This is a genomic window from Phormidium sp. CCY1219 (assembly GCF_055795085.1).
Genome location: NZ_JAYFEQ010000557.1, coordinates 1 through 11572, shown reverse-complemented (window position 1 = coordinate 11572; position 11572 = coordinate 1). Strand labels below are relative to the sequence as shown.

The 11572-nt window shown below is 47.2% G+C and carries 11 protein-coding genes and 1 pseudogene; 8 read left to right on the top strand and 4 right to left on the bottom strand.

Translation table 11 applies throughout. The features are described from left to right. Window positions 1–207 precede the first annotated feature (207 nt). From AC0QH1_RS15530 to psbM, 5 genes are all read left to right on the top strand, one after another. The gene (locus AC0QH1_RS15530) at window positions 208–375 is read left to right on the top strand and encodes a hypothetical protein (protein ID WP_324632108.1); all 168 of its coding nucleotides are present in this window, start codon (window positions 208–210) and stop codon (window positions 373–375) included. 55 nt (window positions 376–430) lie between these two features. Next, on the top strand, window positions 431–2101 hold the full coding sequence (locus AC0QH1_RS15525) for a TolC family protein (protein ID WP_324632107.1): 1671 nt from the start codon (window positions 431–433) through the stop codon (window positions 2099–2101). Window positions 2102–2312: 211 nt separating this feature from the next. Further along, window positions 2313–2498, top strand: coding sequence for a hypothetical protein (locus tag AC0QH1_RS15520; protein ID WP_324632106.1), 186 nt, complete (start codon window positions 2313–2315; stop codon window positions 2496–2498). After that, window positions 2491–2787, top strand: a complete 297-nt coding sequence (locus AC0QH1_RS15515) for a 2Fe-2S iron-sulfur cluster-binding protein (protein WP_324632105.1) — start codon at window positions 2491–2493, stop codon at window positions 2785–2787. The genes AC0QH1_RS15520 and AC0QH1_RS15515 overlap by 8 nt, the downstream gene beginning before the upstream one ends. A gap of 156 nt (window positions 2788–2943) precedes the next feature. Continuing rightward, window positions 2944–3057: a photosystem II reaction center protein PsbM gene (psbM, locus tag AC0QH1_RS15510; protein ID WP_324632104.1), complete on the top strand. Its 114-nt coding sequence runs from the start codon at window positions 2944–2946 to the stop codon at window positions 3055–3057. 186 nt (window positions 3058–3243) lie between these two features. On the opposite strand, the gene AC0QH1_RS15505 is transcribed toward psbM, so the two are convergent. Beyond that, entirely contained in the window at window positions 3244–4074 is an 831-nt protein-coding gene (locus tag AC0QH1_RS15505; RefSeq protein ID WP_324632103.1) for a universal stress protein, read from the bottom strand. A gap of 192 nt (window positions 4075–4266) precedes the next feature. Between AC0QH1_RS15505 and AC0QH1_RS15500 the strand changes: the two genes are divergently transcribed. Beyond that, on the top strand, window positions 4267–4755 hold the full coding sequence (locus AC0QH1_RS15500) for an acyl-CoA thioesterase (protein WP_324632102.1): 489 nt from the start codon (window positions 4267–4269) through the stop codon (window positions 4753–4755). A 347-nt stretch (window positions 4756–5102) separates the two neighbouring features. Then, complete coding sequence (locus tag AC0QH1_RS15495) at window positions 5103–5225, top strand: hypothetical protein (protein ID WP_324632101.1); 123 nt, start codon at window positions 5103–5105, stop codon at window positions 5223–5225. 471 nt (window positions 5226–5696) lie between these two features. Here the strand turns inward: AC0QH1_RS15495 and AC0QH1_RS15490 are convergent, their stop codons facing one another. The 3 genes and pseudogenes from AC0QH1_RS15490 to AC0QH1_RS15480 form a co-directional block, all read right to left on the bottom strand. Then, window positions 5697–7469, bottom strand: coding sequence for a protein NO VEIN domain-containing protein (locus AC0QH1_RS15490; protein ID WP_324632100.1), 1773 nt, complete (start codon window positions 7467–7469; stop codon window positions 5697–5699). After that, window positions 7466–10804: pseudogene (locus AC0QH1_RS15485) on the bottom strand (sacsin N-terminal ATP-binding-like domain-containing protein); the annotation flags it as partial. The gene AC0QH1_RS15490 and the pseudogene AC0QH1_RS15485, both read right to left, overlap by 4 nt. 12 nt (window positions 10805–10816) lie before the next feature. Then, window positions 10817–10948: a hypothetical protein gene (locus AC0QH1_RS15480; protein ID WP_324632097.1), complete on the bottom strand. Its 132-nt coding sequence runs from the start codon at window positions 10946–10948 to the stop codon at window positions 10817–10819. A gap of 429 nt (window positions 10949–11377) precedes the next feature. Between AC0QH1_RS15480 and AC0QH1_RS15475 the strand changes: the two genes are divergently transcribed. Continuing rightward, window positions 11378–11572, top strand: a 195-nt coding sequence (locus AC0QH1_RS15475) for a hypothetical protein (protein ID WP_324632096.1), incomplete at its 3' end; no start/stop codon positions are given.

Below are 11572 nucleotides of genomic sequence, written 5' to 3'. Positions count from 1 at the left end.
GAGCCGGATGAGGTGAAAGTCTCAAGTCCGGTTCTGAAGACGAGTAGTTCTGGTGACGGAATTGCTTAGTTTAACAAATCGCATCTACCGATTCAGGGGATAACTGTAGCCAAGGAAGCAACTTCCGGGGAGGGATACAGGTCTTTTCAGAAGGGACACCACAAGCAACCCAGTGGCTCAGCAAGACGGGAAAACACTCCGAGGAGAATGAATCATTACTCGGACTCGAACAGCGCGATCGCCCCCTGGGGGTTTCTGGTAACGGCCCAGACCGAAATCTCTCGCCCAGGGCACTCATTGGCGCAAAGCACCGCGCGATCGCACTCATTCTTCTGGTTGATGATTCAAACTCATGCAATCCGTTATTCTGCTTAAGAGTGTTTGCCCGAACCTGCAAGTGTCCCTAAAGAGCACATCAAAACAAAAACTTATGCGAACGTTTCGTCATCTGATGGCTGTGGGCGTGGGAACCCTCATCGCCTTGGGCGATATGGATGGGGGTCTGTCCCAGATCCAGTCCGATCCCCAACGCCCCAAAACTCAATCTCCCGAAACCCTATCCCCAGAAAGCGTCCCCCTAGAAGGCGGCGACAGCGTCCCCGTGGCACCTCCCGGAGAAATAGCACCAGCTAGCCCCGGAGACAGACAACCCACCGGCGCAATCAGACGCGATCGCCGGGAAAACCACATCTCCACTCCTGAGTCGGAGCCATTCTTGCAAGCGCAGGGAAACCGCCGCTGGGAAGAACCGCCAGACTACTTGACACCCAGTTCAAATCCCCTCGAGTTTCCCACCCAACCGGCGGATGTGGAAATTGTCGGAACCCAGCCGGTGACGTTAGAAGAAGCCCTGGATCTCGCCGGGCGAAACTCTCAGGAATTGCAAGAAGCATTGCTCAACCTCGAGCAAAGTCGTGCCGCCTTGCGCGAAGCGCGCGCCACACTTTATCCCAACTTGGATTTGCGCTCCACCGCGAGCGTTTCGAGTACCACCAACGTGGAGCTGTCAAACGAGCGCGCTAGGGCGCAATTTGGGGATAATGCCAACGAGCAAGATGAAACCAGTACCGCGATCGATGGGACGGTGGAATTGAGCTATAATCTCTACACCTCCGGTCGGCGTCCGGCGCAAATTCGGGTAGCAGAAGCCCAGGTGCGGTTGAACGAGCTGCAACTCGAGCAGACGGCAGCACAATTGCGTTTGGACGTGCGCGATGCGTATTACAACTTGCAAGAAGCCGATGATAGCGTTCGCATCAACCTGTCGGCGGTGGAGAGCGCGCAACAGAGCTTGCAGGATGCTCAAGCGTTAGAACGGGCCGGGTTGGGCACGCGCTTTGACGTGCTGCGCGCGCGGGTGCAGCTTGCAGATGCGGAACAAGCCCTCACCCAGGCGCGGTCTCAGCAGCGGATTCGGCGGCGGGAGTTGGCGGAGATTTTAAATGTGTCTCCGGTGGTGAATTTATCCGCCGCCGAAGAGGTGGAAATCGAGGGGATTTGGAATCTGTCTTTGGAAGAAAGCATTGTGCTGGCGTTGAAAAATCGCGCCGAACTCGAACAGTTGTTGGTGCAACGGGAAATCAGCGAGCAGCAGCGGGAGTTGGCCCTGGCGAATAACGGTCCGCAAGTGAGCTTGTTTGCGAACTATAACGTGCTTGAGGTGTTAGACGACGAACGGAATTTAGCCGATGGCTACGCTTTGGGCGGACGGTTGCAGTGGAATTTGTACGATGGGGGAGCGGCGAGAGCGCGGGCGGCGCAGGAGGAAAAGAATATCGAGATTGCAGAAACCCGGTTTGCCCAGCTTCGCAATCAAATCCGGCTGCAGGTGGAACAGGCGTTTTTTAATTTGCGATCGAATTTCGAGAATATTCAAACGGCGAATGTGTCGGTAGAGCAAGCGAAAGAAAGTTTGCGCTTGGCTCGATTGCGGTTTTCGGCGGGGGTGGGTACTCAGTCGGATGTACTCGATGCCGAAACGGAATTGACCCGCGCTCAGAATAATCGGTTGCAGGCGATCGTGCGTTACAATCGGGCGCTAGCGGCGATGGAGCGGGCGATTACTAATCTCGATGGCGGGTTTTTGAGTGATGTTCCGTAAGTGATGTTGGTGGGGGGGGGTTGAGCGGGAGGTGGCAGATTTGCGGGTGCGTCAGGGTGTAGCAACTGGAGGGAAGGCATGGAGATGCAAGCTGGGGGATTTTGATGAAGCTGGTCTTTACAGTTGTTAATATTTCGTCATAGAATGAGGGGAAGGTAATGTTATTGAGGGGCGATCGCTTCTCTCGGGGGGAACTGAGGCGGCGATCGGAGTGCAGGTTACTCTAGTCGAAGCAATGGCGATCGCGTTTTCCCAGTGCCACCAAAGGCGCGATCGCGATCGCAAGCTCAATACTTTGCGCTTTGTTGGTAACTCTCTGTTTCGCCAGTTTCTACGGCACACCGCTCAGCCCCTGGCAGTGTCGATCGCCCACGAGAAGGAAAACACTCATGCCTAATATCAAGTTTGTCAACGAAAATAAGGAAATTGTCGTTGCTGATGGTGCCAACCTACGGCTCAAAGCAATGGAAAATGGCATCGAAATCTACAAGTTTGTCGGAAAGTTGATGAACTGTGGGGGCTACGGACAATGCGGTACCTGCATTGTGGAAATCGTCGAAGGGATGGAAAATCTTTCCGAGCGTACCCAGGCGGAAAATCAAAAACTGAAGAAGAAGCCCTCTAATTATCGGCTGGCTTGCCAAACTCAGGTGAACGGTCCGGTGACGGTGAAGACGAAGCCGTAATCAATTGTTTATCTACGATGCGTCATTGGCCATTCACTGGGGATGCCGATTGGCGCACCGATGGGATGAGTGGAGACCGTGGCAGGATCGTACTTAGCGCCAATAATGATATTCTAATGATGTTGAATTTTCAGATTTAGATAGAGGTGGGGTAGTATGCAAGTTAACGATCTCGGCTTTGTGGCCACGATTCTGTTTGTGTTAGTGCCGGCAGTGTTCCTGCTGATTCTCTATATTCAAACCAGTAGCCGAGAAGGCAATAAGAGTTAGGCGATTGCCACCGAATTGACCCGGATTGAGGCGCTTTTCCTCAATCCCCATCGGTCAATTGCTACTGGCGATCTCTCGTCCAAGGTGTCCGGAAGTCACGCCGAGGCACCTTTTTTATGGCCATTTTTGACCTCCGTGAGGGGTTCCCAGGGGGAACCTGGGAACCGCAGGGGCGGAAAAACGAAACTAGGACGGGGTGCGACCTAATAACACCGGACAGTTGGCATAGACGCGCACGTAGTCAGAGAGGGAACCGCCAAGCAAGCGATCGAGATCCACTAAGCTTTTGGCAATGTTGGGACGGCGATCGGGGGACCCGAGCATCAGCAGATCCACATTCAAGTCATTCGCTAAGCGACAGATTTCTTCTCCCGGTTTGCCTTCCGGAAGGTGGCAGCGATAGGAAATGCCATACTTCTTCGCTTCAGCAACCGCCGGGGCTAAAATGGGATTTTCCTCCGGTTTCTCGCCCGGTTTGCTGGGGTTAACCCGCACTAGCTCTAATTGCCCCCCTTTCACGTCTTTGACCATCGTCAGCGCCAAATCTAAGCACTGCTTCGCCGAGTCTGAGGCATCCATCGCCACCATGACGCGCTTGATTTTCTTGACGTACACATCATCCTTGACTAGCAGCATCGGAGAGCTGGCAAGCTGGAACACGTACTGACTCACGGAACCTTCTAAAATGGCTTGCAAGCGTCCCAAGGCTCGCGACCCCATGATAATCAGGTCGGCGTTTTCTTCTTCGGCTACTTCGCAAACGATGCTTTTCGGGTCTCCTTGTTTCAGGCGGGGATTGACTTTGCTCGGGTCTACCTTTAACGATTTGACCGCCTCGGCTAAGATTTTCCCCCCCTGTTCCAATTTGTCGGACATGGCATCGGAGCTGATTTCCGGCGAAACCACGTGCAGCACTGTCACGGATGCGCTTTGGAATCCGGGGATGTCCATCAGCATGTTAAGCATCTCTTCACAGAGTCCGCGCCCTGCGACGGTGACTAAAATATTTTGAATCATGGTTCGTTCTCCTGGTAACAATAGATGGGGATTTATGAGTGGTCAGCTTAATCTATCGGGCAGACCGCACACTTCCTACTTTAGAGGGACTTTGCCTCTGCTACGACTTGATTAAGGCTTGTAAAGTTTAATGTAAGACTTATTACTTACTTAAAATTTGTAGAAATGTAGAGTTTTGGATCGATTTGTAACATGAGTGAAGATAACGACAAGCAAGCTCAACTGCCTCCCACCAGCGCGATCGCCCACCAGACCACGAAAACCAGCGACGGTTGGTTCGAATATCCCGTGCGGGCCTACCCTCACCACACGGACTATGCGGGAATTGTTTGGCATGGATCCTATTTGACCTGGATGGAGGAAGCGCGGGTGGAGTCCTTGCGCTCGATTGGAATTAATTTTGCCGAGTTGGTGGCTTTGGGATGCGACTTGCCAGTGGTGGAACTGGCGTTGCGCTACCACAAACCCATGCGGATGGGCAATGATGCGATCGTTAGAAGCCGAATGCTCGAAATGGATGGGGTGCGCCTCAATTGGGAATATCAAATCCAGTCGGTTGATGGGTTGGAAGTCTATGTCACCGGGGTGGTCACTCTGGTGGCGGTGGATATCGAAAAGGGTCGCATCATGCGCCGACTCCCCGAAACGGTTCAAGATGCGTTGGTGAAGCTGTCTCGCTAATCGCCCCTCCGGGTTTGCCAAACTGCAAGGCTCTGCAACTCGGATTCTGTTGCGCTTGCAGTGTGGAAGACTGGCGCGCGTCAAGCTTTTCCCCGGGTCAGCCCTCCCCCGGGGAAACGCCGCCCCCCTGAAGGTCTGGAAGTCCGATCGCGGCTCTCCCCTCCCTCCCCTCGCGCCCCGTTTATTCCGGTGCGCGGCTAAGCGGGTACTCCGTACAACCGGGGGATTGCAATTGCACGTAGGCCACATTCCCGGGCCTACGCGGATTGATTTTTTTATGGCTATTTTGTCGGAGATGATGCGCTCTGCGATCGCGAGGCAAAACTCTGGATGAAGCGGTTTAATGAGTGGATGGGGTTGCAAGTTGGCCGGGAAGTGGAGCGCGTTATGGGTTGTGCGATGTGGGTTTGGGTTTGCTACCCTGGCGCGGCTTTTCAAACGGCGGGTTTGAAGTGGCGATCGTCGAATAATTACCGGGACTTCCCCTGTCCAATTGTTAGGTCGCTTTGCTCTTTTTGCGGTTTAGTATAGCCATTACCAAAGAACTGGAAATGCATCCAGCAGCCACACCACTTGCACCGTAAATTAATTGCTGCTGTAAGGTTTCTCCACTGGCGATAAATGAACGGCTGCTATAGCTTCGCCCGGAGTATATTTCTCGACTTCTCATTGAATTGCCAATCATATCGCTGGGGCTGCAATTGCGGGAATAACCTTGACCCGGAATGCTTTCATAAAGAGTGTAGGAAACGGGAGAAGCAAGGGTGGCTCAGATGATTCCTCCCACAATTGAGGAAACTGCGATCGTGATTAATGTTTTTCGCTGGGCCATGTTTTTATGGGGTTTAGTGTTGACTCGAGTTGGGTGGGGGAAGGGCGATACTCATCATCTCATTATTTTACCATTATTTACTAGCTGCTTAATGTTTTTTTAGCTTTGTTCATGGGTTTAAAAGCTTAAATTTAACTTCTTCATTTTCAGAAGATAAATTTGACGAACTTGGACGATATATTTTGATATTGTCACTGATATTTCCTTCGCATAACCTGTGCCAGCTAATGATGATATTATTTCGTTGTTTATCTGAATTTAGGTTAAATCCTAGTAAAACCTCGGCTTCCTCCCCAGCATATTTTGTAGGTTTCTTTTGCCGTAGTTTTCCCAAAAAATCATTCTGTATGGTTTTCCATAGATGTTTAACTTGAATGATTTCAGAAACAGTTTCTCCTTGATGACTAACTATGAGTAACTCATATGCTTCTCCAATTTCTACCATTTTGGACCATTCATTAATAGTTATTGGAATGTTAGGTCGAGTGGATGTTATCGCTTTGACTTCAGCTTTAATCTGGGGTTTTCCCGAACATTGGCACAGAAAATCAAATCCCGCCCAATCAGGCTGCTTATCAATGCGGCTATAGCCGAATGCTGTATAAAAGCATTTAGCCCAGGCTTCGCCAAATTCACCCCAATAAATTGAATTTTCGCTTCTTCCAGTATCAGTCTGAGTGGAAGGCTTGGTCTCCCGATCTGGCGCTTGTGTGGTTTCTTCTTCTGGAGTTTGTGTGTCTGGCGTTGGTTCCTCATGTGAATCAGTTTCGCGATATTTTTCGCTTTCATCACCCGGTAATGCCCTGATTCGCAACTCATCTAATAAACCCTTTATTTTCGCAGGGTCAGTATCCAAAATTCTGACCAGTGGCCACAAATTTTTTAGTAAAAAATCATCCAGTAGACTATTATTTAGAGCTTCGGCAATATATCCAACCATTGTTTCCTTATTTTTGGCAGATATTACATAAAGCACTAGGCAATATTCATAAAAGTAATAATCTCCGTTTACATCGGATGCTACCTTAATATTGTTTAGCCACAAATTGAGTTTAATGCTGTGAGCCGGTAAAACTGATATTTTTGGAAAAGTCATCTCGGGCTGATTAAAATCATTGGATTCGTGGAAAATCAGCCGATTTAAACCCGAGTGAAACTCTGGGGAATTGAGAGTTGCTTGCCACTCGCGGCACCAATCGTTAACTGTTGGCTCCGAATCTAGCTGATATTCTGTAACTTCTTCCTTTACATCTCGTAATAAAGAGAGACTCCCGGCTGATTTTGCCAGGGTGACAGAAACTCTAGGATGAAGGAGTCTGTTTTCCTCAATAGAACTTTGTCGCCAAGGCGCGTCTGGAATGAGAACTTCTTGGGCAACGCGAAGTGTACCGCCAGTGGTAAGTACAGGTACATTTTTACCCAGGTCAATTTCTGAGCTAATGCTGGATTCTAGGCATTTAGATTCCAGACGGTGTAAAACCTGTATGACACAATCTTTGTCTTCTTCCGTTAGAGGCGAAGTGTTGTACTCATCCGCTAAGTCTTGCAGGAAGTCTAGGTAGTCATCTACATCGGGTCGTGGCTTTTGTCCCAAAAGGCGATAAACTTCCCCAGTGCGATGAGAAAAAGGTATGGTGACGCGATGAGTGCCAAAAAAGGAGACATCTTCTTCAAATGCGTGATTTGGCTTCCAAAATTTTTCGGTATTCTCATCCCAAAGGCATTCGCGATTTTGGAAATCTCTCTCTAGCCTTTGCTGTTGTTCGCGATCGGCACGATTACTATCTACAAAATTATTGTAGATGTAGCGGTAAATTTCCTGCATTGATTTTAGTAAATCATCTTGCTTAGGGCTTGGCATGGGTAGGATTGGCATCATCATTTGCGTTCCAAAATTGCGATTAATCTGTCGAAGTGGTCTAGAACCATTTTGGGATTGACTTCCTGAAATCCCAAGGATTTCCGGAATTCTGGCTTGATTCTACTTTTCTGATAATGAAAGATAGGTTTTTGGCTAGCTAGTAACTGAGCATCATCAATAAAGCAGACTTCCTCAGCACGATATAATCTTGCTTCAGGGCTTTTAGCCCCTGGATATTGCTTGAGTTGATTGAAATCTCGCTCTACTGGAATCCAGGCTTTATCTTTAAGCGCTTCCGACAGAGTTTGACCAGTCTTGGCAATTTTATCAGATTTTAATTGCTCCCACTTTTTACCCATGTAGTCAAAAACTTTGATACAAAAATCGGCCACAGCATCTGGACTCTTTTTGTTCGCGGTCTCAATTAGATCGTTTACATAGATTAACAGGTCATCTGCACTGGCAGTTTCCCGAATTCCTAATAATTTAAAAAACCGGCGCCACAATTCCCAATCTGAAGAGTAGAATGCTATATCGGGTAAAGGAATATTATCCCCTAACATTTGACGAGCATCACTGTTTGGCTCGTAAACAGCGGGTATTGGCCGTAATTCACCATCACTACAGCGCAGCAGAGATTCTTTTTTTAGTATTTTCAGAAGAGTTTTAGAACTTTCTCCGGCTCCTTCTATTTCCTGTTTAATTTGAGTTAAATTATCTCGAATCCATTCGAGTGCAATTCGCTGTTCCTCAGGTACCAGTGATTTATAACTGGGCAATAAACACTCAACAATTAGACGTTCGCGGTTGAGAATCCCAACCCTTAGTAGCTTTAACAATAACAACCATTCCGATTCCGCATCTCTTACGCGGAGCAGTTTTAGATAGCCTGCCACTGCTGGTGGGTTGTATCCACCAGGGAGGTAGACTTTATCATCGGTTAAAGAAACGAGTTCATTAGAAGCTGTCGGATAAATTCGTAAGGTTTTTAGAATTGTTTTCTGCTCTTCATTATAGCTTCTATCCTTTATCCAAAGGGGGTTAGCAAGGAAATTTAGCAGAGAAGGATGATGTTTTTGGTTATACGACGAAGGTAAAGAATGAGCGAGTGACTTGAGTGTATTGACAACATCCGGGCCTGTGACAAACCAAATAAATTTCTGAGGATGCTTTTGGAGAAATTGCTCGATCGCCTCCTCTAGCTTGGGTGAAGCTTGAACAAGAGGCACGCCAAAATATTTTAGGGCTTCAACTTCTTCTCGATCGATATTTCTACCACACCACAAAGGAGTATTAACCAATCCACCTTTGTAAAGTTTTCCGTCATTTCCCGGCACCAGTGGGACTTCTCGCAATTCTTCATTTGGTAATGTGCTCACCTTGGTGAAATAACGATAAACTTGAGTCAACCATTCTGAATTTGGAGAATTAACCCCATCAGGCTGCCAAGGATAACCTTGTTCGGTTGAACCAATCACATCAACCAGTCGCCGGGCTACTTCTTTAGCGTTCATGTTTAACACGCCGATGCACTGTCCTATTTCTGGAACCTCTCGAGCTAAATTGGGATGCAGAAACCATTCGGGTTTATTGTCGAATATTCGCATGATTTCTGAATCTGCAACGTAGATAGTTCCTATGGCGTTATATCCAAAGACTTGCAGGGTGTTATTGGCGAGAATTGCCAAAGGCAAACCTCGCACATCTTTAGACTTATCGCTTATGCAATAGCCCAGCATATTAACAATCCACTGCCAATTGCTTAGGCTTTGTTTAGGTGCTTCCGGCAAAGGAACGCCCAGAGGTTTATCTTGGTGTAAGTGTTCGCGTAATTTTGCAGGAGTTAATGTTTCTAACCCATAGTTAGCATTCTTGAAAGCATTTATAATCTCATCAGGTACCAGCGGATCTGGAATGTCAATTCCATCCGCACTCAGAGGCTCCAATAAGCTCTTCCACCATTTTTTAGAAGAGAAAACTTTAATTTGGCGGGGCATCACCCATTTAGTTTTACGAAGTATTTTCTTACCATTGTCTGTCTCAACTCCCACATGCTCTACCGCCGAACGGATGACTCTCTTCTGGGACAAAAGCTGAATGACACGGCCAGGTATTTCTTCCAGCACCTTGTTGTGAGTGCTGACAGGCCACAATTGGTAGAATTTATCAGGCTTTTCTTTCCCGATATCCGATACTAATTCAGCAATTAAATTGGCACAGGCAACAGATAGAACATGGCGGACAAGTAACTTATTCCATAATGGTTTTATCTGGTCTCTTCCACTTTGACCACTATCGCTGCTGAGGTTATCTCGGGCACTATTTAAGTTAAAAAATCCATTGATATGAATAGGAAGACCCGTTTCAATCGGAGTTGGCAAGAAACAGTAAGCACGACCTGTGACTAAATTGTGATTACCCTCGGCTTTAGAAGTATAAATTCGAGCAGCAGCGCCTGCCCAAGGAACCGCTTTTTCTCTCTGAGCTTGCATCTGTGCGATCGCCTCTGTGATTTCACCCTGTGAATCGCTACCAATAAGACTGACTACTCTCCAGGTTGTATTGGTTATCCCCTCGTTGCTAATGCTTTCTATTTCGTGACGGTAAGATACTGAAGCTAAAGCGCCAGACTCATTTTGGCATTTCTCCAGCAGCGCATTCGTGCGATCTGGAATAGCCTCAAGTAGTTTTGTACGTTCATCCTTTACCTGTTTTGGATTCTTGGTCCGTATGGTCAGCAATTCTGTCTTTCTTCCATCGCTATCTGCGGGAATTTCAGAAAAGCGAATTTCTAAAAGAGATTTGAGGAAAAGCAGTAGTTCTTCACCAGAATTAATTAGCTCTTTTAGGATTTTTTGGATACTTGAGTTTCCAAACACTTGTTGGCGAATCTCGCTTTGACTTGCTTGTTGTTCTGTTCTCAGTGGCAACCGAAACAGAGTCCCTGAAAATTTTTTACCATGTCCCTGATATACCTTCATAAACTCTGGATATTTTACCCACCATTGGTCTTTTTCTAAATCCCAAGTATATCCCGGGTTTTCTTTTGAGGTTCCAGGAATCGCCGTTCCATGTGGATCGAAAAAAACGATCCGATTTCGCGAAATAAAACTTGGATAATCTGTTACATGATAAACTGCATTAAAGCCGACGCCAAATCTACCTGTTTTTTGAATGTCTTCCGCTTTTACACTATGTCCAATACGCCGAATGCTCTCAAAATCCTCTGGGGTAAATTCACTATCATTGTAAGCGAGTATTGCTGGTCCCATAAGAGAGATCGTGCGATCGTCGGGTAGTTTCTCAGCTTGATGAGTCCGCCAATCTAATACGAACTCTATCCGTTGCGCCTTAGCATCATCAGCATTTTAAATTAACTCTTTGATAATGCCGACCCCTTCAGGGTAGTCTCCAAGAATTCCTGCCAAGCGGACTACAAGGGGTTCATATTGACCAAACTTTTCGCCGCCGATTTCATTTTCAAGATTGCTTTTATTCATTAAACTGTTGCTTGAATTTTCCTCAAATTAATATTGCTTAATTTTAGAAGTTACCAGCTAGCCGCTCAAAATTATCCTCCCTGCACTATCCCCGAAATTCCATCTTTTTGCACCTTTGCTTCTAAAGTTCCCCATTTATATCCTACTGAATAAGTAAAACTGTCCGCCTTGCTCAAAGGAAGCGTACAACCGAGGAATAGGGACTTAATTACTTTGTAACAACTATTTAAGAGGGTGGACACAATCGGCACTCCTGACTAGGGCCTGGGTTAGCATGGACGTGCGGGAACTGCAAATCGCCTTCCGTCGTCAACACCAATTTGTCTTCATCCTCTATTAAACCTTTTGTCACCATTCCGCACCTCCGTATTTTTACGGAATTTTATTCAAAAAACACAAAGTTTTATACCCAAAAATAACCACCACAAAATGACCTTATCAAATAAGGCTAAATCGCAAAAAATATGTGGGGCAACCAATGGTTATCCCGAGTTAAAAAACGAGATGATGGCTTCATTTTGTCCTCCGATAAATAGGGTGGTCATTAGTCATTGGTTCGGGGGTGGGGGCTGCGGTTATTGGTCATTGATGCGGGGAAGGTGGGCTTCAATTATTTATTGCTTA